The sequence below is a fragment of the Castellaniella hirudinis genome, from assembly GCF_042651965.1.
GTDB lineage: Bacteria > Pseudomonadota > Gammaproteobacteria > Burkholderiales > Burkholderiaceae_B > Castellaniella > Castellaniella hirudinis.
The window spans coordinates 631,718-654,198 of record NZ_JBHSDY010000002.1; the positions used below are offsets into that span (position 1 = coordinate 631,718).

Consider the following 22,481-nt stretch of genomic DNA (forward strand, 5'->3'; position numbering starts at 1 on the left):
GGGTTCAGAAAGAGATCTGTTCAAGGATGGCCGGATCGAGGTTGCCCACGTCCGTCATGCAACGCGCCTCCCATTGGGCGCGGTCCCACAATTCAAAATTCGACCCCAGCCCCAGCAGCATGACGTCCCGGTCCAGGCCGGCTGCCGTGCGCAGTTCGGGGGCCACCAGGATGCGGCCCGCCCCGTCCATGTCCACGTCCTGGGCGTTGCCCAGCAGCAGGCGCTGCAAAGGCCGCGCCGAGCCCGGCAGCGCCGCAATCTGCTTGCGCTTTTCTTCCCAGACCGTGCGGGGGTAGAGCATCAGGCAGCCGTCTGGATGCCGTGTCAGGGTCAGACGCCCCTGTTCGCTGGCCAGCAGGACGTCACGATGCCGAGCCGGAATGGACATCCGGCCCTTGGCATCTAGCGTGAGTGCACTGCTTCCTTGAAACACGAGAGCTCTTCTCCCACTTCATGACACAAAAATCTACTTTGCCCCACTCTACGGGATGGATCGGTGCCGGTCAAGGCGAAAATTGAAATTTATTCAATGACAACAAGCACTTACAACTATTTTTAACAATTGCCCGATAAATAAAAACCTGAAAAATCAAAGCATTGCAGAATGAATTGAAAGTCCTTTATCAGGTCAGGGCTTTCGCGGATGCAATCCGGCCCCGCCCGACCTGCACCAATTCCCAATTGACACACCTGGGGCCAGCCGATGTAATGAACTTTCACCATCCGGGGTTGGAACACTGGCATTCCCGGGTGTCAGACTCGAAAGCATCCGAGCCTTTTTTGTCGCCGGGCCGTCCCAAGACAAAATGCGCCCCCTTGGGGGATGAGCCCGGACATAGGCCAGTCCCTTGCGGACTGGCCTATGCCAGGCGAATCCGAGCAGCATGCAAGCTGCGAGGTGGACGCAAGCCCGCAGGGCGAAGCGTGGGGGCACTTTTTGCGTTTGCCTGCCGTTTCGTCAGTCACCAGAAAGGAGATCTCCATGTCGGATCAGAACCATCCCCCCCAATCACGCCGCCATTTCCTGCAATCCGTCGGGGCCACGGGCGGCGTCCTGATGCTCGGCGGCGTCCTGCCGCTGCATCGCGCCCTGGCCGCGGGCGCCCCGCCCGCCATCAACCTGGGCCAGGTCCTGCCCATGACGGGCTCCGCGGCCGAATTCGGACCCTATTACCGCGACGCCGTGCGGCTCGCCGTCGACCAGATCAACACGGCCGCCAAGGAAGTCTTCGGCGGCCCCATCATCGCCCACCACGTCACGGCCGACAGCGCGACCCTGCCGACGGTCGGCGTGCAGGCCGCCCGCCAGATGATCGACACCCAGCACACGCCGGTCATCATCAACGGCTGGTCCAGCGGCGTCACGGTCGCCGTGGCGACCTCGGTCACCATCCCGTCGGGCGTGCTGCAGATCGGCAACGGCACCACCTCGCCGCTGGTCAGCGTGCTGCCCGCCGACGCCAAGGCCGACCTGCTGTTCCGCACCAGCGCGTCCGACGCCATGCAGGGCGTGGTGGCCGCGCAGTTCGTCAACGGCGAAATCGACCCGAACTACAAGTTCAAGCGCGTCGCCACCATCTACATCAACAATCCCTATGGGCAAGGCCTGTCCAATGCCTTTGCCGCCGCCTTCAAAAAGCGCGGCGGCACCGTCCTGGCCGAAGTCCCGCACCCCGAGGAAGTCCAGCCCACCTACAAGTCCATGCTGTCCCAGGCACTGAAGGACAAACCCGATCTGCTGCTGATCGTCAGCTACCCGGCGCACACCATCGCCATCTGCAAGGAATCCCGCGACACCTTCAACTTCACGAACTGGCAGTTCACCGACGGCAACGCCAGCATCGACATCATCAAGGAGGTCGGCGGCAAGGACATGGACGGCCGCTACGGCACGGCCCCCGGCGAAGACACCACCACGCAGTCCTACAAGGACTTCGCCAAGACCTACCTGTCCACCTATAAATACGATCACTTCCCGCCCTTCACCACCTGCTCGTACGATGCCGGGATGGTCGCGGGACTGGCCATGGCGGCCAGCGTGGCCGACGGCATCACCGACCCGGCCAAGATCACGGGCACGGTCCTGCGCGACCACTTGCGCCTGATCGCCAACCCGCCGGGCGACATGATCGACGGCGGCGACCAGGACCGGGTCACCGCCATGCTCAAGGCGCTGAAGGACAAGAAGAAGATCAACTACAACGGGGTCGCCGGCCCATGCGACTTCGACAAGAACGGCGACGTCATCACCCCGGTCAATATCTGGAAATATTCCGGCGACCAGATCGAAACGGTCAAGATGGTCGCCGCCAAGGACATCCCGGCCAGTTGACCGGCCAGTTCCCTAGTCCTCGGGCTCCTTGTCCAGAAAGCGGGACACCCGCTTTTTCTCAGGCAGGATGCCCTGAGGGCGATACAGCACGATCAGCGCCAGCAGCAGCCCCACAAAAGCCCAACGCAGGAAGGACATGCGCGAAGCCACGTCGGGGGCGACGCCCTGCAAGGCGACCTGCAGGTAATCCGTGACGAAGCCCGTGCCGCTCCAGACGGCCCAGATCACGAAAGCCCCCAGGATGGCGCCCTTGTTGTTGCCGCTGCCGCCCAGCATCAGCATCACCCAGACCAGAAAGGTGGCGAACAAAGGCTTGAAGTGGCTGTAGTCGATCGTCACCATGTACGGCGCATACAGGGCGCCGGCCACACCGATGACCACGGCGCCCAGCACGAAGGACTGCACGCGCAAAGACTTGACGTGCTTGCCGCTCATGGCGGCCGAGTCTTCCTCGTCACGGACGGCGCGCAGCGCGCGTCCCCAGGGCGAACGCACCATGGCCTCAAGCACGACGTACACCAGGGCCAGCGCGAGCGTGACGATCACCAGATACAGATAGCTGTAGTCCCGGGGCTGCATGGCGGACAAGGCGGAATGCAGGGCCTCCGGCAGCCAACTGCAGCCCTCGCGATCGAAAACGCAGGACAGGGGCTGCGGGATGCCGGACATGGGCTGGGGCCCGTTGGCCAGCCAGCGCTCGTTCTGGAAAATGAGCCGGATGATCTCGGCGATCCCCAGCGTGGCGATCGCCAGGAAATCCGCCCGCAGATGCAGGATGGGCTGGGCGATCAGCCAGGCGACGATGCCCGCCATGATGCCGGCGGCCGCCACCCCGATCAGATAGGGCGCGTCCAGACCGAACCACTGCTGGGCATAGGCCGCCATCAGGCCGGAGGGCGGCGTGGTGACGAACAGCGCCATGGTGAAGGCCCCCACGGCAAAGAATCCGGCCACGCCGAAGTTCAGGTGGCCGTTATAGCCCCACTGCGCGTTCAGCCCCAGCGACAGGATCGAATAGATGGTCGCCATGATGCTGAAGGACACCAGGTAATCCATCACGCCGGGCAGCAGGCCCGCGACCCCGAAAGCCAGCACGCCCCCCAGGACCAGGGCCGCCGGCAGGCGCGTGCGCCAGCGCCGGCGCGAGAACAGCAGGCAGCCCAGCAAAAAGGCGGGAACCATCAGGAAACAGGCTTTGAGGAAGAGAAGAGGATCCATGGTCCGGCTCCTATCGCTGGGCGAACAGCCCCTGAGGCCGCATCAACAGCACCAGCACCATCAGCACGAAGGCGACCGCCGGTCCGTAGGCCGGATTCAGGAAGGCCGAGGTCAACTGCATGGCGACCCCGATGATGACCGACCCGACCAGCGCCCCCCAGGCGCTGCCGATCCCGCCCATGATCACTGCTGCGAACAAGGGCAGCAGCAGGACGAAACCCATGTCCGGGCGCATCTGCGACGCCAGCCCGTACATGACCCCGCCGACGGCGGCCAGGCCCGCGCCGATGGTCCAGGTCCAGGCGACGACCTGCTCGGTGTCGATGCCGCGCACCTGGGCCAGATCGGGATTGTCGGCCGTCGCGCGCATGGCCTTGCCGATGCGGGTGCGGGTCAGCAGCCAGTACAGCCAGGCCACCAGGATGACGGCCAGGGCGAAGACAAAGAGCTGGTCCGCCTGCAGGCGCAGGCCGAAGGGCAGGTACAGCGCCGGATTGGAGCGCCCCGAATAATAGAAGTGAAAGTCCGATCCCCAGATCAGATAGACGATGCCCCGCAGCAGGAATTCCATGCCCAGCGAGGCCATGGCCAACAGCACGAGCGGCGACTGGTGCCGGCGCAGCGGCCGGTACAGCAGCCGGTCGATCACGATCGCCACGACGGCGGTGACCGCCGCCGCCGCCAGCAGGCCGACGATGAGTTCCCAGCCAAAGGAAAACCGCCAGATGGGATTGGACTGCGGCAGGACGAGCACCATGCCGTAGGTCACGTACGCCCCCAGGGTCAGGAATTCGCCATGGGCGAAATTCGGAAATTTCAGCACGCCGTAGCACAGGGTCAGGCCGATGCCGCCCAGCGCGATGATGCCGCCCAGCATCACGCCCCAGGCGGTCAGGGACAGCATGTCCTCGGCGCTGGTGCCCGAGAGCCAGCCGGCGACCCACATGCCGATCAGCACCAGCAGCAGCACCCCGCCGACGAAGCGGCTGCTGCGCGCGCCGCCGGCATCGCGGGCGTCGACCGCCTCGTCGGCCTGGGCGCTCGGCGGCGCGGTATCCGCCACAGACTGCGCTGAATCGCTCATCGCATCATCCTCCCAGATAGAGGCGCCCGACATTCGGGTCGTCGAGCAGATCCCGGCCCGTGCCTTCGTGCCGGTTCTCGCCATTGGCCAGCACATAGCCGCGATGGGCCATCCCCAGGGATTGCCGGGCGTTCTGCTCGACCATCAGGATGCCCACGCCGCTCTCATTGATCCGGGCGATGCGCTCGAAGATCTCGTCCACCAGCTTCGGAGACAGGGCGGCCGTGGGCTCGTCCAACAGCAGCAGCCTGGGATTCATCATCAGGGCGCTGCCCATCGCCACCATCTGCCGCTCGCCGCCGGACATCTTGCCCGCCAGCTGGCGGCGGCGCTGGCGCAGCTTGGGAAACATCGCGTAGACCCGCTCCTTGTTCTCCGTCAGATCGACCTTGCCCATCGGGAACGCGCCCATCTCCAGGTTTTCCTCGACCGTCAGGGTGGTGAAGACATTGGCCACCTGCGGCACGTAGCACATGCCCAGACGGACGATGCGGTGCGGCGCCTGGTGCGCGATGTCGTGGCCGTCGAAGGCGACGGCGCCCTGGCGCGGATGCAGCAGGCCGAAGATCGTCTTCATCAGGGTGGACTTGCCCGCCCCGTTGGGCCCGATGATGGCGACGACTTCGTCGGCCTCGACCCGGAGAGACATCGCGCGCAGGATTTCGGTGTCGCCATAGCCCGCAGTGACGGCGTCAACCTGCAGCAGCGGCATATTGCCCTCCCAGGTAGGCCTCCAGCACCGCCTGGTCGTTGCGCACGGCATCGGGCGCGCCTTCGGCCAGCTTGCGCCCTTCGCTCATGACGATGACCGGGTCGCACAGACTCATGACCATGTTCATGTCGTGCTCGATCAGCAGGAAGGTGATCCCGCGCTCGCGCGACAGGGTCTGGATGTTCTGCACAATGCTTTGCAGCAGCGTGCGGTTGACCCCGGCGGCCGGCTCGTCCAGCAGAATGATCTGCGGGTCCGCCATCAGCATGCGGCCCATTTCCAGCAGCTTCTTCTGCCCACCCGACAGATTGGCGGCGTATTCATGCTGGACGTGGGTGAGCTGCAGGTATTCCAGGACTTCGCGCGCCTTGGCCAGATGGCGGGCTTCCTCGACCCGCACCCGGCCGGGGCGCAGCAGCGCGTTCCACCAGTGTTCTCCCGACTGCCCGGGCGGCACCAGCATGAGGTTTTCCAGGACGCTCATGGTGCCGTGTTCGCGGGGAATCTGGAATGTGCGGCACAGGCCGCGGGCAAACACCTGGTCCGGGCGCAGATGGCCGATGTCCTGGCCGTCCAGCAGAATCCGCCCCGAATCGGGGGAAATGAAGCCGGTCATGAGATTGAACACCGTGGTCTTGCCGGCGCCGTTGGGGCCGATCAGACCGGTGATGGTGCCGCGTTCCACCTGGAAGGAACAGTGATCCACCGCCTTCAGGCCGCCGAAATTTTTCGTCAGGTCACGGACTTCGAGCAGCGGATGCCGCTGGCCGACATCCGTTTCCGACAGGGATGCTGTCGAATCCGCCACCGATGCCTCCTGCTGGATTGCCACAACGGGAATCCGGCCGGCGGACCCCTCGCGCATCCGCGCCACGGGCCGTCGGTTGGAAATGATGATTCAGAGTATCACAGCGATCCAAGGGACCGAATGCACGGATTCCCTACCCCCACGCTGCGCAGGCTTCGCCCGCTTGCTGCCCCCCGAGGGGGCGCTTTTCGCCTTGGGGCGGCCCGGCGGCGAAAAGGTCCATGCTAGCGTGGAGCTGTAAACGAAAAAGCGGAACAGATCTATAGGCCGGATTCTGTACGCCGGGTTGCCCCGGCGGACGATCATTCCTCTGGGCGGGCCATTGCTGGACCGCTCTAGCCATCTACCCGCATGCTCGGGCGAGCCGCCCTGTCGGCACGAAGCCGGCGCATGCCTATTTGATGTTGCTCCCGATAGAGGTTGCCGCGTTTCACCCTGCCGCGAACCGCCCGGACGAACCGGACGGACGATACGGAGATGGCCGTACCGGTGTGCGCCTTGCGGCACACCCTCGCGGCAGACTCGTCTCTGTGGCCCTGGTCCTCGGCTTTCCCCGAAGGGATTGCCGGACGGCCGTTAGCCGCTATCGCGCCCTATGGAGTCCGGACCTTCCTCGATGCCTGACGGCACCGCGATCGCCCGATCTGCCCCGCGACGGCATTGTACGACAGCCCGGGCACAGCCGAGCCGGGCCCCGCACTGGATGCATCTGCGAATCCCGGGGGCTGCGGCACACCCCTGCCCAAACTGCGACAATAGGACTTTCGGCCCCGGCGCACCGCCAGGGCCAGCGACCGCATCACCGCCGCCTGCCTCATGTCCGACACCTTGCTCGCCCTCGCCCAGGCCCAACTCGCCTACGGCCACCATCCCCTGCTCGACCACGCCGACCTGACCCTGCTGGCCGGCGAACGCATCGGCCTGATCGGCCGCAACGGCGCGGGCAAATCGTCCCTGCTGCGCGTCCTGGACGGCCGCACCCGCCTCGATGACGGCGAGATCCGGCGGCGCGGCGGCCTGCGCATCGCCACCGTCGAACAAGAGCCCGATCTGCCCGAGGACGAGACCATCCTCGACTACCTGTCCGGCGACCTGCTGGCCACGGAAGACTGGCAGCGCTCGGCCCGCGCCGGGGCGCTGATCGACGCCCTGGGCCTGCGCCCCGACCTGCCCATCCAGGGGCTGTCCGGCGGTACGCGCAAGCGCGTGGCCCTGGCCCACGCCCTGGTCCAGGAACCCGACCTGCTGCTGCTCGACGAGCCGACCAACCACCTGGATTTCGCCGGCATCGCCTGGCTGGAAGACCTGCTGCGCGGCACGCGCGCGGCGGTGGTGCTGATCACCCACGACCGGCGCTTCCTGGACGCCGTCGCCACCCGCATCGTCGAACTCGACCGGGGCCGACTGCTCAGCTTCCCCGGCAATTTTTCCGCCTGGCAGGCCCGCAAGGCCGAATGGCTGAACGCCGAACAACAGGCCAACGCCCGCTTCGACAAGCTGCTGTCCCAGGAAGAAGTCTGGATACGCAAGGGCGTCGAGGCGCGCCGTACCCGCAACGAAGGCCGGGTCCGCCGCCTGGAGGCCCTGCGCCGCGAGCGCGCCGAGCGGCGCGACCAGCAAGGCCAGGTGCGTTTTTCCCTGGCCGACGGCCAGCGTTCCGGCAAGCTGGTGGCGGAACTGAAAAACGTCACCCATGGGTATGGCGATCGCACCCTGATCCGGGATTTCAACACCCTGATCCAGCGCGGCGACCGCATCGGCCTGATCGGTCCCAACGGCGCCGGCAAGACGACGCTGCTGCGCATCCTGCTGGGCGAGCTGCAGCCGCTGCAAGGCAGCGTGCGCCTGGGCACCAATCTGTCGATCGGCTATTTCGACCAGATGCGCGACCGGCTCGACGAATCCGCCACCCTGGCCGACACCATCAGCCCAGGCAGCGAATGGGTGGAAATCGGCGGCCAGCGCAAGCACGTCATGAGCTACCTGGAGGACTTTCTGTTCCCCGCCGCCCGGGCCCATTCCCCGGTGTCCAGCCTGTCGGGAGGCGAACGCGCCCGCCTGGCGCTGGCGCGCATGTTCGCCCAGCCGCACAACGTGCTGGTGCTGGACGAGCCCACCAACGACCTGGACATCGACACCCTGGAGCTGCTGGAAGGCCTGCTGCAGGACTACCAGGGCACCGTGCTGTTGGTCAGTCACGACCGCAGCTTCCTGGACAATGTGGTCACGCAGACCATTGCCGCCGAGGACGACGGCCACTGGCAGGAATACGTGGGGGGCTATGACGACTGGGAAGCCCAGCGGCCGCGTCCTGATGCAACGGAACCCCCGGCACGCGCCGGGCGGTCAGCCGCATCGGACCGCGCCGATACGCCGGAGGGAGTGAAGGCGCCCGCGGCCCCTGCACCGGCCGAAGCCGCCGACAAGCCGCGCAAGAACCGCCTGGCCCCCTGGGAGGCGGAAGAACTGGCCGCCCTGCCCGACAAAATCTCTGCGCTGGAATCCGAGCAGGCCGCCCTGGCGGCACGCCTGTCCGATCCCGATCTGTACAACCAGGGGCCGGACGAGGCGCAGCGCGTCCAGCAGGCCCTGGGCGAACTGGACAGCCGACTGGAAGCCCTGTTCGAGCGCTGGACCCTGCTGGAGGACAAGCGCGGCGATTGAGGGCGCTAGCCGCCTTCAGCCACGCGCCACATCAAGCTCTCCCCTGCCGCCAACGGCACGATCACGTCGTCGCCCAGCGGCAGTTCCCGGGGAATGGGGTTCTCGACCCGTTCCAGGGTCAAGACGCCCGTATTGGGCGCCAGCCCGTAGAACGCCGGACCATTCAGGCTGGCAAAGGCCTCCAGGCGGTCCAGGCGGCCGACGGACTCGAAGGCCGTCGCGTACAGGGCCATGGCATGGCGCGCCGTATAGCAGCCTGCACAGCCGCAATCCTGCTCTTTGGCGCCGCGCGGGTGCGGGGCGCTGTCCGTCCCCAGGAAGAAGCGCGGATTGCCGCTGGTGGCCGCCTCCAGCAGCGCCAGGCGGTGGGTTTCCCGCTTCAGGATGGGCAGGCAGTACCAATGGGGCCGCAGACCGCCCTTGAACAGCGCATTGCGGTTGTACAGCAGGTGCTGCGGCGTCAGCGTGGCCGCGATGGGGCCTTCGGCCTGCGTCACGTAGGCCGCACCATCCGCCGTGGTCAGATGCTCGAACACCACCTTCAGTTCAGGAAAGGCGCGCCGCAGGGGCTGCATGACCCGTTCGATGAAAACGGCTTCGCGGTCGAACAGATCGACCGCCGGATCGGTGACCTCGCCATGGACCAGCAGCGGCATGCCGCAGTCCTGCATGGCGGCGAGCGTCGCCGGGCACTGGCCCAGCAAGTCCGTCACGCCGGCGTCCGAATGCGTGGTCGCTCCGGCCGGGTAGAGCTTGACCCCGTGCACGAAACCGCTGTCGCGCGCCCGGCGGATCTCGTCGGGCGAGGTCCGGTCCGTCAGATACAGGGTCATCAGGGGCTCGAAGGCCGGCGCCTCTGCGCCGGCCTGCTCCGCGGCCTGCTGCAGGGCTGCCAGGATGCGCTCGCGGTAGGCACGCGCGTCCTCGGTCGTCAGCACCGGCGGCTTCAGATTGGGCATGATGATGGCCCGGCCGAACTGCCGTGCGGAATCCGGCACCACGCTGCGCAGCACCGCGCCGTCGCGCAGATGCAAGTGCCAGTCATCGGGACGAGTCAGGCGGATGCGGGCGGGCGCGGCGGAGCCATCCGCCGCGCCCGCGGCGCGCTCAGAGGAAACATGTGAAGAAGTCTGTGACACGGTCTGACAATCCTGTTTTGTCTTTCAAGGAAACACGCGTTATGCTGCGAGGGCTATTCACTTAACACTGTAGGAGCCTGCATACATGGCAACCACCGAAAAAGCCGGTCGCAAACCCAATGCGGCATTCATGAAGCCTCTGACGCCCAGCGCCACCCTGGCGGCCGTGATCGGCAACGAAGCCGTGCCCCGCACCGAAGTCACCAAGCGTATCTGGGACTATATCAAGAAGCACAATCTTCAGGATCCCGCGAACCGCCGCAACATCAATGCGGATGCCAAGCTGCGCCCCCTGTTCGGCAAGGACCAGGTGTCGATGTTCGAACTGACCAAGCTGGTCAGCCAGCATCTGAAGTAAGCCGGCTCCAAGGCATGCACGCTCTCGGGGCCGATTCATTCGGCTTCCGGGCGGACTTGCCCGGCCCGCCTCGCGAGACGTCCCGGAAATTACTTGGATTTACGCTCACCGCGCGAGCGTGACGATGACGGCTCGGCGAGCAGATCCAGAGGGAGCGCCGTCGAATACTTGATCCGCTCCATGGCGAAACTTGAACTCACATCGTGCAGTTCACAGCCCTGGATCAGTTTTTTGTAGACGGCATCGTATCCCTGAATATCCCGGACCACGACGCGCAGCAGATAATCGACATCGCCGCTCATCCGGTAGACCTCGACGATTTCGGGGATGTCCCGGACGGCCTGGGCAAACTGCTGCAGCCAGGCTTCATTATGGTGATTCGTGGAGATCTTCACGAACACCGTCGTCCCCAGATCCAGGCGCTCGGGATCGCACAGCACGACCTGCTTCTGGATGACGCCGTCTTCCTTCAGCTTCTGGATGCGCTTCCAGCACGGCGTGCTGGACAAGCCGACCCTGGCCGCCACTTCGGTGACGGCCAGGTCGGCGTCTTCTTGCAAGACCGCCAGGATGTGGCGATCGATCTCGTCCAATGACATATTCCTCCAGTCCATGGAGCCGGGGGTCGCCCGGGCATGGAGCACGCGTCAAATACGCTGGCCTCCGCTGACCTCGATGCACTGCGCCGTCACCCAGCGGGCCTCTTCCCCGGCCAGGAACGCGATGACGTCGGCGATGTCGTCCGGCCGCCCCAGACGCCCCAAGGCAATGCCCGCAATCGCCTGCTGCGCGGCCTCTGAACCGGCAAGCTGCGGATTCATCCCGGTCTCCGTCAAGCCGGGAGACACGGTATTCACCGTGATGCCGCGCGGCCCGAGATGGGCCGCCAGCAACCGGGTCAGCGCCTCGAGGCCGGCCTTGGCCGGCGCATAAGCCGCCATGGCCGGAAATGCGACGCGCGTCCCCATCGACGAAACATTGATGATGCGGCCCTGATCCCTCAAGCGGGGCAAAAGCCCCTGGATCAGGAAAAAAGGCGCCTTCAGATTGACGTTCAGCGTGAGATCGAACTGCGCCGGGGTGACTGCTTCGATGGGCTCGCGCTTGATCACCCCCGCATTATTGACCAGAATGTCCAGGTCCGGGCACCCCAGTCGATCCCGCAACAAGGCATCGAGCCGTTCGCACAGCCGCGCGGGACCGTCCTCCTGCGCCAGATCGGCCTGCACGGCCGCCGCCCGGCCGCCGTGCGATTCGATGTCACGCACCGCATCGCCGGCCGCCTGCATGGAGCGATTGCCCTGAATCACGACGAACGCCCCCTGGGCTGCCAGCTTGCGGGCCACAGCCAGACCGATGCCCTGGCTGGCCCCCGTCACCAGCGCAACCTTGTTTTCCAGTCGAGTCACAGCCTTGTTTCCTTTCAGGGGACGATGATGAGCTTGCCGAAGGCTTCGCGGTTTTCCAGCATCTTGAACGCCTTGGGCGCGTCTTCCAGGGAAAAACGCATATCGACCGGGGGATTCAAGTGCCCCTGGCGCACCAGGTCCAGCAAGGCGTGCAGGTCCTCGCGCATCCAGCCGTTAGAGCCCTGGATGTTCAGTTCAAAGGTCCAGATATAGCGCATGTCGGTCTTCGGATCGAAGCCTGCCGTCGCCCCGCAGGTCAGGAGGCTGCCGCCCTTGCGCAAGCTCTTGATGGAAGGCACCCAGGTATCGCCCCCCGTGAAATTGACGATGGTGTCGACCCCGCCCTCGCCCCAGATGCGGGGCTTGCCGGCGATGCCGTGCAAGGCCTTCATGAAGTCTTCGTCCCGGTAGTTGATGCCATGGTCCGCGCCCAGCGCCTTCAGGCCGTCGAGCTTGGACTGGCTGGACGCGGCGACGATGACCTCGGCGCCGCTGAGCTTGGCCAATTGCACGCAGCAGGTCCCGACCCCGCCCGAAGCGCCCAGGATGAACACCTTGCGGCCCTCCTGGCTGCCGTCCAGCGCCATGCCGCCACGGGTGACCATCATGCGATAGGCCGTGCCGTACGCCACCGGCAGCGCGGCCGCCTGGTCAAAACCCACCTCGTCGGGCAGGGCGATCAGTTGATCCGCCGGCACCTTGCAGAATTCGGCCAGGCCGCCGTCCACGGTTTCGCCCATGAGGCTGTAGCGTTCCCGCGCCAGGGGATCGACCAGCACCCGGTCGCCTTCTTTCCAGGCGCCGCACTCGGGGCCGACTGCCGCCACTGTCCCGGCCATGTCGATCCCCATGATGATGGGCATCGGCACCGTGATGCCCGGCATGCCTTTCAGGGTGAAGAGATCGTGGTAATTCAGGGAGCAGGCCCCCACGCGGATCACCACCTGGCCCTTTTCGGGCTGGGGCGTCGGCCAATCCTGTTCGTAGGTGATCTGGTCGATGGCGCCATGGGCGCGGATGACTTGTGCTTTCATGGTGGCTACCTAATAGGATAATGAAATGAGCGGGCGCGAGGCGCCCTGGAATGCATGGATACGCGAACGCCCTGCAAGCACCTCAGCGGTGCAGGCCGTCCGCCATTTTCTTGATGCGTTGCTTGTCGATCTTGTTGGCGGCCGACAAGGGCATTGCATCGATGAAGCGCACGAAGCGCGGATGTTGATACGCCGGCCCCCGACTCAGGGCGAACTGCTTGATCTCATCCTCGCCGACCGTGCTTCCGGCGCTGCGCACGATGAAGGCCGCCGGCACCTGGCCTTTGATTTCATCGGGCACGGCCACCACGGCGGCCTGGGCCACACCGGGATGTTTTTCCAGCAGCAGTTCGATTTCACCCGGGTACATGTTTTCCCCGCCGCACACGATCATGTCGTCGGCGCGGCTGACGAAATAAAAGAACCCGTCGGCATCCCGCCGCATGACGTCGCCGGTCCGATACCAGCCATCCTTCAGGCAGCGGCGGGTATCTTCTTCGCGATTCAGGTAGCCCGGCATGATGGCGCCGTTGCGCACATGCAATTCGCCCTCGTCTGCGGTGCCCCCTTCGAGACGCACCTCCACGCCGGGCAAAGGGTGGCCCAGGGACAGGCGGGGCCTGGGCAGTCCCGCGGGATGCGGGCCGAACACCGCCGGCCCGGTCTCGGTGGTCCCCCAGCCGTTCTGGACCGCGGCCTGCGGGAACATCGAGGCAATCCGCTCGAACAACGCATCCGTGATGGGCGCCGAGCCGACTGCGACGCTGCGCACCGAACCCAGGTCCAGCCGCGCCAGCGCTTCTGTTTCCCGGGCGCACAAGGCCAGCATGGTCGGCACGGCGGTGACGATACCGCACTGGTGACGCGCACAACTCTCCAGGAAAGCGCGCGCATCGAACTGCGTCATCAGCACCAGGGTGCCGCCGTAGGCCGTCACCGTCTTGGACAGGAACAGCGCATTCATGTGGGACAGCGGGGCTGCCGTCAATACCCGGGCCGCCGTACGGCGGATGAAATCACCGCCATTGACCGAGACCTGTCCCAGGGTCCAGATATACCCGCCGTGCGTCAGCGGCACGCCTTTGGGTATCCCGGTCGAGCCGGACGTATAGAGGATCGTCGCGGCATCCCGCGCCTGGACGGGCTCGATCTCGAACGGTCCCTCATCCAGGTGGGCCTGCCAGGCCGCCCGGTCGCCCAGCGGCAGCACGGGCAGCGTGCCATCCAGCCGCGCGGCCCAGTCGGCATCGGCATAGAGACAGTCCACCCGGGCGTCGCCCAGGATGTATTCCACTGTGGGCTGCGCCAGCTTGTAGCCGATCGGCACCGCACTGTAGCCCGCCTGCATGATCCCGTAATAGCTCAGCAGGTACTCAGCGCTATTCAAGCCGATCAGGCCCACACGCGCATTCCGCTTCAGGCCGCGCGCACGCAAGGCGCGCGCAACGCCTGCCGCGACACGATGCAGATCGTCGTACGTAAAGACACGCTCGGCGCCATCGGCCCCGACTTCGACCAGCCACGGCTGCGCCCCGTCGACAGCGGGGGCGATCATCCCCCCCAGATTGGAGCCTGCCGGAAACGCGGTATTGTCCATGCGCCCCTCACCCGACCTGCGAGCTATAGCAGCCCCGGCCCACGGCGGTCAGCCGGCCCTGATCGTCGAAGACATCCACGTCGGCTACGCCGACGGTGCGCCCCACCCGCCGGGCCGTGGCCCGCGCCACCAGGTAAGCCCCGCCCGAGGGACGCAGGTAATCGACGCGGAAATTGATGGTCGGCACGCCGCCGCCCGCCATGAGCGCAACGGCGAAGTCTCCGGCGGTATCGATGAACGACGCGATCGGGCCGCCATGGAACTGCCGGGCCTCGGGATCGCGCGCCAATTCGGCCAGCAGCGGCATCTTCATTTCCACGACACCCTGGTCGGCATCAACCATGCTGACCTCCATGCGGCAGAACCGGATGAAAGGCGACGCATCGGCCCATGATTGCAGCAGTTCACGGGTGACGGGCGGGTTGGATACAGCGGTCATTCGAAACTCCTCAACGGAAATGAAGGGGGTCAGTGTTTACGGTATTTCCAGAACACGACGCGGTGGTGCGCCACACGGACGGCCAGCGCGAGCAAAGAGGCCAGGACGGACAGGACGACGACCGCCGCGAACATCGAACTGGCATTGATGTCGTACGAAGCGGCGCGCAGGTAATAGCCCAGCCCCGCCCTGGCCGCCAGGAACTCGCCGACGACGCACAGGATGAAGCTCAGGGCCGCGCAGACCTCGAGGCCGCTGAACACGTAATCCAGCGAGGCACGCACCTTGATGGCCAGCGCGATGCGCCAGCGCCGCCCACCGAATGCCTGGCCCATGTCGAGCAACTCGATCGGCGCGGCCTGCATGCCCGCCACGGTATGGATGAACATGACGAAGAATGTCCCCACCACCACCAGCGCCATCTTGGAGGCCAGGCCGATGCCAAACCACACAATGATCATGGGCGCCACGGCCACGATGGGCATCGCCTGCAGGGCGAGCACCATGGGATACAGGGCCCGGTTCAGGAGACGCACCTCGCCGACGATCACGCCGGAAACGAAGCCCAGTCCGGCGCCGATACACAGCCCGCCCAAGGCGCCATATACCGTCGCCAGCAGATGCGGCATGAACCCGCCGCTCAGGATCCAGGCCCACAGATTCCGCCCGACTTGCACGGGCGTGGGCAGGAGGCTGGGGTCGGCCACCACGAACTGGGCCAGCGACTGCCATCCGGCCAGAAGCAGCAGGATGCCGATCGTCGGCAAGGCCACCCGCAGCCGGCCCGAAATGATTTCGCCGTTATCCATTGCGACGGCCTCCTTCCCAGAAGACGATGCGCCTCTTGGCCTCGGCCAGGACGCCGCCGCCGATGTACCCCAACAGGCCCAGCAGGATCATGGCCGCCACGGCAGTCGCCGTATCGAGCGCATTGGCCGAGTTGTCGATCAGGAATCCCGCACCGCCCATGCCCATGATGAACTCCATGACCACGCAGCCCACCAGGGCGAAACCCCAGCCCACCTGCAGCCCCGCGACGATCGAGCCGGCCGCATGCGGCAGATTGCAGTGGACATACGTCTTGAAGGCGGAGGCTCTCAGGGTATGAAACAGATCCATCAGCACCGCGGGCGTGGAACGCACCCCGACAAATGCGCCGACGAAGGCCGGGAAGAAGCAGATCAGGCCGACCAGGGTGACCGTGCTGCGTTCGTCGAAACCCAGCCACAGCAGGACGAGCGGCGCAATCGCCACTTTGGGCACCGCCTGAATCAACACGACCAGGGGATAGACCAGCAACTCCAGCTTGCGATTCATGGCCAGCACGCTGCCCAGCGCGATCGCCAGCACGGACCCCAGCACGAAGCCGGCGAACGTGCTTTTGAACGTCAGCCAGAGATGCGACCAGAGATCACCCTCCGTGAAGAGTCCGGCATAGATGCGCAGGCCTACGGTGACGGGGTCCGGCATCAGCCGGTCCGGAATGCCGAAGCCGTGCACGATGCCATACCAGACGAGCAGCAAGGCGGCGATCGGCGCCAGGCGCAGGACAAGGCCCGCCAGAAGTTCCGTGGGTCGGTTCATGCCGGCCCTCCCGGAAACGACGGCAGGCCGATGGATGCACAGTGCGGTCCCATCGTCACTTCTCCGTATTGAACAGATCGCGCAACTGGTTCGACAGTTCGACGAAACGGGGATGCGCCAGCGTCTGCAAATCGCGGGGACGCGGCAGATCCACCGGGACATCGGCAATGATCTTGCCGGGACGGCCGCTCATGACCACCACCCGATCCGAGAGAAACACCGCCTCCTGGATCGAGTGCGTGATGAACAGGACGGAAGGCCGCGCATCCAGCCAGATGCGCTGCAATTCCACCATCATGTTTTCACGCGTCATCGCATCCAGCGCCGAAAACGGCTCGTCCATCACCAGGACCGACGGCCCGCGGATCAAGGAGCGCGCCAGCGAAACGCGCTGCTGCATGCCCCCGGACAACTCATGCGGATAGCGGTCGTGAAAACCCGACAGGCCCACCAGATCGAGCAGCGAGCGCGCCCGTTCGAGCGCCGGCTCGGCCCGCTGGCCCGTCAAGCGGATCGGCAGCAGCACGTTTTCCAGGGCGGTCTTCCAGGGCAGCAAGGCCGCCTGCTGGAAGGCCACCCCGACATCATCGCGCGCGCCGCTGGCCGGCACGCCGTCGAACTCGATCGATCCCGCCGTGGGTTTTTGCAAACCCGAGACCAAACGCACCAGCGTGGATTTGCCGCAACCCGACGGTCCCAGCACGGAGACGAAGGACGAGGGCTCGATGGTCAGGCTGAGCTTGTCCAGCGCCAGGACGGGCCCGCGCCGGCTTGGATAGCTGACACTGATATCGCGGAGGTTCAACAACATGTTTTTACCCAATCCGTTTCATGTGGCCGGTCCGCACCGATCAGTGAGCGGCACGGGCGGCGGCCCGCACGGCCTCGATGTTGAAATCGTTGAACGCTTTTGCAAAGCGATCGGTGTAGAGCAAGGACAGATCGAAGTCCGACGAGTTGATCTGCTCGCCCTCCTTCATTTTCTGGACGACATTGCGCCAGTCGGGTTCGGTATAGGCGCCGTACTTGCCCTCGAGCGTCGACAGCTCCCCGATCTTGTACGTGCCCTGATTGACGGCGACGAAGGTCTGGATCCACTTCGCCTCATGCTCCGGCGTCGGCTTGGTGCTGGGATCGATCTTCCAGTAGGCCCGCACGCAGGCTTCGGTATCCGCCATGCAGGCGACGATGGACTTTGCCACTGCGCGCCCCATGCCCGCGACCAGTTCCGGATTGCTCTGGATGAGCGCATCGCTGGTGGCAATGCCATTGGAGAACACCGTGCGGAATTCTTCCGGCAGCGTGATGCGCCGGATCGGCGTGCCCGCCTGCTCCATCATGACGTTCTGCGTCGCGGGCAGGTTGAGCGCATCGACGCTGCCCGACTTCAGCCGGTCCCAGGCCGCGGGCCCCACGCCGACCGGCAGGACTTGCGCATCCTTCATCCAGGTCACGCCGACATCGCGCAGCATCAGGCGCGACATCGGCAGGTTGCCCCAGCTCAGGGCGCCCACCCCGATTTTCTTGCCCTTCAAGTCAGCCAGGGTCTTGATCGGACTGTCTTTCAGGACCGTGAATTCAAAAATGTTCCGGGGATAGAAGTTATAGAAAAACTTGATCGGGAACGGTTCGCCCTTGGACGCGGCGATGATGGCCAGGTCCGGATTCATGATGCCGAACTCCACCGAACCATTGGCCACCTGCGGCAGCAGCACGGCGGTGCCCTGCACGGACACATAGTCCAGCGCCAGGCCTTCTTCCTTGAAAAAACCCAGCGTATCGCCGAAAGGAATCGCCGCCTCGACTGCGGACCAGGCCGGCGGATAACCGATCCGCACCTTGTGAAGCGGTTCGGCCTGTGCCGCCGCCGCAACGACAAACACGGAAGCCGCAAGGACCGTACTGCGAAATGCCCGGGAAAACGAAATCATGATGTCTCTCTCCTGTAACTCTATTTGCAAACAGCTCTAATCGGATGGAACGCGCCCGGGGGCGGGGTTTCAGGGCCGGCTCGATGTCAGGGCGACCTCTCCCTGGGGCGTCTTCAGCAGCACCCTCATATAGGGCGCGTCCGCAGACCGCAAAGAGATATCGACCCCAAGCCCTTGCCACAAGGTCGCCAGGCGCGCGGCCTGCGGGTGCCCGGCCTCGCACGCCAGAACCTCGACATCCGCCGGCAGGCGCGTTGAGGGATGCGGGGTATCGAGCCAATCGATGAAAAACGGGGCGAACAGCCCGTAGGCATTGGTTTCGGGAATCATGAGGCGCCACCGGATGGTCTGTCCCTCCGGGGTGATGCGCTGCAGGTCATGCACCGGGGCCTCGATCCCCGCGGCACGGTAAGCCTTGGCCAGCGCAGGAAAATCCCCTGATGTGCAGCGCATGATGAAACGATGCAACTGAGGGCGCGGCAAGGTCTCGAGCCCGATGCGCATTTCGCTGCGCACGTCCGACGCGGGATCGGGCGCGATCAGTTCAAGATAGATCGACGTCCCCGTACCCACCAGGCTATTGCGCGTGCCGAGCGTGGGATGCCGTCCTCCTTGCCTGGGAGCAACACCGGTCAAGGCCGCAAACCGGGCCGCCAGGTCTTCCAGGCTTGTGCCGGCATACATGAAATGATCGAGATTATTCAGCATCATCACTCCGGTGAACGATTCAGGGCCAGGCGCACAGACCCTCGAGGGCGCGATGAGAAATGGCGAGGCCTTCCTGCATGACGTCGATACGCCACCGCGGATCCTGCGGACAGAACGATTCCATGGCCTGCTCGAGCAAGGCCGCACGCCGCGCATCGTCCAGCGCCGCATCAAAGCGCAGACGGTTATCGAGCTGCAAGCCGGCTATCGTAGCATCCGGCGGAGTCGTCCCGAATTCGATCACCGCGCCGGCGAATTCGGCCTGCGCGCAGAACCCTCGCATGCCCTGAAAGACCAGTCCCGAATACCGGGGCCGCGCCGCGCCGTTGAAGCCGCCCTTGGTTTCCACGGCATCCCGTCCCCACCAGGCGCAACAGCGCTCCCATTCAGGGCCGCCGAACTCATTGAAACACAAGAAAAACGACTTGCCATATTCACCCAGCCCGGTATGCCAGTCGATGAAGGCGATCCTCCGCGCCCGACCCAGGAACCGCTCGGCCAGATTCTGCAGTGCGCGATTGGACCACTGGCGTTCAGCGCCGCCATAGATCAGCCCCTCGGGCACCTCGTATTGGCCCCGGAACAGCGCATCGAAGAAACTGGCCTGGCCATGCTCTGCCACCCAGGCGTCCAGCGCCGCTTGCGCGGCGCCGGCGCCGGCCTCGCCGCGATCCGCCGGGCACAGCAGCGCATGCAAGGCCTGATATTCAGGGTTGCCGGGTACGGGCTTCGAGAAGTCAATGAAATTGCGATTCAGATCGACGTTATGCTCGTTCGTACGCATCACGTGGGCGAACCCATAGGGGTTGACGGCATGCACCAGCAGCACCCCCATGTCCTCCTGCTGCGACAACCGCTGCTGCGCCTGCGGCAGAAACGCCGTGAGCAGCGGCGAAGCGGCATAGCCTTCCGAACCGTGCGTGCCGGCCAACATCACCAGCACGCGTGATGCGTCCTGCGGTCCCAGGTATGCGGCATCCAGTGTCAAGGCGTCCCCCGCCGCATCCGTGTAGCCGGACAAGACCTGGGAGTCTATGGTCGCATGGGCCGCATGCGCGGCAGCCAGAAACCGGGCTCGCGCCTGCGCATAGCCGGCGGGGTACAGGCTCAGGATCTCGGCGTCATTCACGGGGGGCTCCTATTCTCTCTTCAGTCAGACACGGCTTCGTGCGTCATTCGCAAATCTTACGCAATGCCGTAAAGGCACGTTCCATATCGCCGATCAGATCCTCGACACGCTCAAGCCCGGCATGCACACGCACAAGCTGCCCACCCGCTGCGGCTTCCGGCAGGCGCGAACCCGGCCGGGCCGTCAAGGGAACCACCAGGCTCTCATAGCCTCCCCACGACAGGCCGATGCCGAACACGCGCAAGGAATCAAAGAACGCCGCGAGCTGCGCCTCGCTCATGGGCTTGAACACGAAAGAGAACAGACCCGACACCCCGCCGAACAGGCGCTTGAATTGCTCATGCCCCGGATGGGACTCCAGGCCCGGTGAACACACCACGGCGACCTCTTCCTGGTTTTCAAGCCAGCGAGCCAGCGCCAACGCGGACGCCCCATGCTCGCGCAAGCGCACACCCAGCGTCCGCAGCCCGCGCAAGCCCTGATACAAGTCATCCGGAGAAGCCGTTTGTCCAAAACGGGTCACTGAACCCGCCAAGAGCTCCCACGCGTCCTGATTGCATGAGGCCACCCCCAGGATGCAATCCGAATGTCCGCCGATGTACTTGCTGGCGGACTGGATGGCGATGTCCACACCGTGCGCGAGCGGCTGAAACAGCAGCGAGGTCGCCCAGGTATTGTCCATCAGGACCCGGATGCCCCGCTGATGCGCCTGCTCGGCGATGTGATCCACGTCGCAGATCTCGAACGTGATGGAGCCGGGCGCTTCCAGGTAGACCGCGCAGGTGTTCGGCCGGAACCTCGCGGCAACCCCCTCGGCATCCAGTTCAGGGAAAAATTCGACTTCGACCGCCAGCGACCGCAAGGTCTGCTCGGCGAACTCTCTCAAAGGCCAGTAGGCGAATTCACTGATCAGCACATGCCCGCCCGGCCGGCACACGGCCAACAGCGCATGCGTGCATGCCGCCAGGCCGGAAGGAAAGCACAAGGCCCGGTAGGCGCCGTCCAGTTCGGCCACCGCCGACTCGAAGGCTGCCGTCGTCGGCGTCCCGAAACGGCCGTAGTTCGCCTGCGGTTTGTCACAAGCCCGCAAGCTGGCGCGCTGCCGCCACTGGGCCAGCGAGTCCGCCAGGACCGTCGTGCCCCGCACCACGGGAGGATTGACATACAGAAGCGAGAGGTCCTGACCGCGCCCCAAGCGCGTCAGCTGAGTCTCTCGCAGATCGCCACGATCAGACGCACCGTGCAGTGACATCATTTATTTTCCAATTCAAAGCTATGTTGTAGGAAAATATTATCACGTAAAAATTATAAAGGGAATTATTTTTTATTTCAAAGCGTGTATCTATAAAATTTTATCGAGCGTAGAAAGCAAACAACCCCCGCTTTGCGCAAGCGGGGGTTGAGAGCGAGGACCGAGCGAAGCGGAATGACAGGATTACAGGCCAGGCAGCGGGGTTTCTCCGGAGCAATGCGCCAGCCAGCCCTTGGCAATGCGGTAGATGATCCAGATCATGGCCACCAGGCCCGTGATGAAGCCGATGAAGATCATGCTGGCGATGCCGCTCAGCACCAGCCACAGCAAGCCCCACCAGAACGTCCGGATGATCCAGTCGATGTGGCCGGCATAGACGGTGCCCACCATGTCACCACGTTTCAGATAGGCCAGCACCACGGCGGCCAGAATGGCCGCGCCAAAGATCCCCGCAGTCAGGATGCCCACGGCGAACAGTCCATACATCAGGTGGACGAGCTGACGCTGGTTCAGCCCCTTGTCCAGGTCGGGGGTGTCATCGCCTTGAATCATGAAATCTCCTGCGAAGGCGCAGGCCATGCGCCAGCGTTTGAAAAGTTCATTCTAAACCAGAACAAGGCCCCCACGCGGCGCGGCCTGCGGCTGCTTGCCTGGCTTGGATCTTGGGGCGGGGCGTCGCCCCAAAGACAAAGCCCCTGCAGACTAAGTCTGCAGGGGCTTTGCGGTATAAAAGCCTGACGATGACCTACTTTCACAGGTGTCCACCCACTATCATCGGCGCGAAGGCGTTTCACTGTCCTGTTCGGGATGGGAAGGAGTGGGTCCGCCTTGCTATGGTCGTCAAGCATAACTGGTTGCGTTCGAGCCTCGGGATTTGAGTCCTGAGTCTTGAGCGCCAATTTGGAAGAAGCACTTACGCTTTGGTCTTTTAGGACCGCTGCGCCTGGCGCATCTTGCGACGGGCTGCATTGTAGCAGATCCGTGGCTTGATGCACTTCATGTATTCGGGTTGCATTGTACTGTTCAATTGTGTCGGCTACAAACACGATCACTAAGTGTGCCTTGCAGTACTCTACAAGGTTA

At 64.7% G+C, this 22,481-nt stretch carries 22 protein-coding genes, 1 rRNA gene and 1 other RNA gene; 3 read left to right on the plus strand and 21 right to left on the minus strand.

Features of this window, described 5'->3' with window-relative positions; translation table 11 throughout:
- Window positions 1–4: 4 nt before the first annotated feature.
- Complete coding sequence (mraZ, locus tag ACFO0J_RS05125; RefSeq protein WP_376811965.1) at window positions 5–433, minus strand: division/cell wall cluster transcriptional repressor MraZ; 429 nt, start codon at window positions 431–433, stop codon at window positions 5–7.
- Window positions 434–982: 549 nt separating this feature from the next.
- Here mraZ and ACFO0J_RS05130 point away from each other — a divergent pair.
- Window positions 983–2,332, plus strand: coding sequence for an ABC transporter substrate-binding protein (locus tag ACFO0J_RS05130; protein WP_376811966.1), 1,350 nt, complete (start codon window positions 983–985; stop codon window positions 2,330–2,332).
- 12 nt (window positions 2,333–2,344) lie between these two features.
- Here the strand turns inward: ACFO0J_RS05130 and ACFO0J_RS05135 are convergent, their stop codons facing one another.
- The 5 genes from ACFO0J_RS05135 to rnpB form a co-directional block, all read right to left on the minus strand.
- On the minus strand, window positions 2,345–3,550 hold the full coding sequence (locus ACFO0J_RS05135; protein ID WP_376811967.1) for a branched-chain amino acid ABC transporter permease: 1,206 nt from the start codon (window positions 3,548–3,550) through the stop codon (window positions 2,345–2,347).
- A gap of 10 nt (window positions 3,551–3,560) precedes the next feature.
- Entirely contained in the window at window positions 3,561–4,634 is a 1,074-nt protein-coding gene (locus ACFO0J_RS05140) for a branched-chain amino acid ABC transporter permease (RefSeq protein ID WP_376811968.1), read from the minus strand.
- Window positions 4,635–4,638: 4 nt separating this feature from the next.
- Complete coding sequence (locus ACFO0J_RS05145) at window positions 4,639–5,346, minus strand: ABC transporter ATP-binding protein (protein ID WP_376811969.1); 708 nt, start codon at window positions 5,344–5,346, stop codon at window positions 4,639–4,641.
- A complete protein-coding gene (locus ACFO0J_RS05150; RefSeq protein WP_376811970.1) occupies window positions 5,327–6,154 on the minus strand; it encodes an ABC transporter ATP-binding protein in 828 nt (275 codons plus the stop codon). Before ACFO0J_RS05150 ends, ACFO0J_RS05145 begins: the two co-directional genes overlap by 20 nt.
- A 247-nt stretch (window positions 6,155–6,401) precedes the next feature.
- Window positions 6,402–6,805, minus strand: an RNA gene (gene rnpB, locus ACFO0J_RS05155) — RNase P RNA component class A.
- Between the two features lie 165 nt (window positions 6,806–6,970).
- On the opposite strand from rnpB, the gene ACFO0J_RS05160 reads away from it, so the two are divergent.
- Complete coding sequence (locus ACFO0J_RS05160) at window positions 6,971–8,818, plus strand: ATP-binding cassette domain-containing protein (RefSeq protein WP_376811971.1); 1,848 nt, start codon at window positions 6,971–6,973, stop codon at window positions 8,816–8,818.
- A 5-nt stretch (window positions 8,819–8,823) separates the two neighbouring features.
- Here the strand turns inward: ACFO0J_RS05160 and pyrC are convergent, their stop codons facing one another.
- Window positions 8,824–9,882: a dihydroorotase gene (pyrC, locus tag ACFO0J_RS05165; protein WP_376812009.1), complete on the minus strand. Its 1,059-nt coding sequence runs from the start codon at window positions 9,880–9,882 to the stop codon at window positions 8,824–8,826.
- Window positions 9,883–10,042: 160 nt separating this feature from the next.
- Between pyrC and ACFO0J_RS05170 the strand changes: the two genes are divergently transcribed.
- Window positions 10,043–10,315, plus strand: coding sequence for an SWIB/MDM2 domain-containing protein (locus ACFO0J_RS05170; protein ID WP_376811972.1), 273 nt, complete (start codon window positions 10,043–10,045; stop codon window positions 10,313–10,315).
- A gap of 89 nt (window positions 10,316–10,404) precedes the next feature.
- Here ACFO0J_RS05170 and ACFO0J_RS05175 read toward each other — a convergent pair whose 3' ends face one another.
- The 14 genes from ACFO0J_RS05175 to rrf all read right to left on the minus strand — a co-directional run bounded on the left by ACFO0J_RS05175 (window position 10,405) and on the right by rrf (window position 22,243).
- A complete protein-coding gene (locus tag ACFO0J_RS05175; protein WP_376811973.1) occupies window positions 10,405–10,908 on the minus strand; it encodes an Lrp/AsnC family transcriptional regulator in 504 nt (167 codons plus the stop codon).
- Window positions 10,909–10,962: 54 nt separating this feature from the next.
- On the minus strand, window positions 10,963–11,724 hold the full coding sequence (locus ACFO0J_RS05180; RefSeq protein WP_376811974.1) for an SDR family NAD(P)-dependent oxidoreductase: 762 nt from the start codon (window positions 11,722–11,724) through the stop codon (window positions 10,963–10,965).
- A gap of 14 nt (window positions 11,725–11,738) precedes the next feature.
- On the minus strand, window positions 11,739–12,758 hold the full coding sequence (locus ACFO0J_RS05185) for a zinc-binding dehydrogenase (protein ID WP_376811975.1): 1,020 nt from the start codon (window positions 12,756–12,758) through the stop codon (window positions 11,739–11,741).
- Between the two features lie 82 nt (window positions 12,759–12,840).
- Complete coding sequence (locus ACFO0J_RS05190) at window positions 12,841–14,355, minus strand: class I adenylate-forming enzyme family protein (RefSeq protein WP_376811976.1); 1,515 nt, start codon at window positions 14,353–14,355, stop codon at window positions 12,841–12,843.
- A 7-nt stretch (window positions 14,356–14,362) separates the two neighbouring features.
- Complete coding sequence (locus tag ACFO0J_RS05195) at window positions 14,363–14,794, minus strand: PaaI family thioesterase (RefSeq protein ID WP_376811977.1); 432 nt, start codon at window positions 14,792–14,794, stop codon at window positions 14,363–14,365.
- Window positions 14,795–14,823: 29 nt separating this feature from the next.
- Window positions 14,824–15,603, minus strand: a complete 780-nt coding sequence (locus ACFO0J_RS05200; protein ID WP_376811978.1) for an ABC transporter permease — start codon at window positions 15,601–15,603, stop codon at window positions 14,824–14,826.
- Window positions 15,596–16,378 carry an ABC transporter permease gene (locus ACFO0J_RS05205; RefSeq protein WP_376811979.1) on the minus strand — a complete coding sequence of 261 codons (783 nt, stop codon included), beginning with the start codon at window positions 16,376–16,378 and terminating at the stop codon, window positions 15,596–15,598. The genes ACFO0J_RS05200 and ACFO0J_RS05205 overlap by 8 nt, the downstream gene beginning before the upstream one ends.
- A gap of 55 nt (window positions 16,379–16,433) precedes the next feature.
- Entirely contained in the window at window positions 16,434–17,189 is a 756-nt protein-coding gene (locus ACFO0J_RS05210) for an ABC transporter ATP-binding protein (RefSeq protein WP_376811980.1), read from the minus strand.
- A 40-nt stretch (window positions 17,190–17,229) separates the two neighbouring features.
- Window positions 17,230–18,309, minus strand: a complete 1,080-nt coding sequence (locus tag ACFO0J_RS05215; RefSeq protein ID WP_376811981.1) for an ABC transporter substrate-binding protein — start codon at window positions 18,307–18,309, stop codon at window positions 17,230–17,232.
- 69 nt (window positions 18,310–18,378) lie between these two features.
- The gene (locus ACFO0J_RS05220) at window positions 18,379–19,020 is read right to left on the minus strand and encodes a VOC family protein (protein ID WP_376811982.1); all 642 of its coding nucleotides are present in this window, start codon (window positions 19,018–19,020) and stop codon (window positions 18,379–18,381) included.
- 16 nt (window positions 19,021–19,036) lie between these two features.
- Window positions 19,037–20,146, minus strand: a complete 1,110-nt coding sequence (locus ACFO0J_RS05225; protein ID WP_376811983.1) for a DUF2817 domain-containing protein — start codon at window positions 20,144–20,146, stop codon at window positions 19,037–19,039.
- A 43-nt stretch (window positions 20,147–20,189) separates the two neighbouring features.
- The gene (gene metC / locus ACFO0J_RS05230; protein ID WP_376811984.1) at window positions 20,190–21,401 is read right to left on the minus strand and encodes a cystathionine beta-lyase; all 1,212 of its coding nucleotides are present in this window, start codon (window positions 21,399–21,401) and stop codon (window positions 20,190–20,192) included.
- A gap of 180 nt (window positions 21,402–21,581) precedes the next feature.
- Window positions 21,582–21,950: a DUF4870 family protein gene (locus ACFO0J_RS05235; RefSeq protein WP_376811985.1), complete on the minus strand. Its 369-nt coding sequence runs from the start codon at window positions 21,948–21,950 to the stop codon at window positions 21,582–21,584.
- A gap of 180 nt (window positions 21,951–22,130) precedes the next feature.
- A 5S ribosomal RNA gene (rrf, locus tag ACFO0J_RS05240) occupies window positions 22,131–22,243 on the minus strand.
- Window positions 22,244–22,481 lie beyond the last annotated feature (238 nt).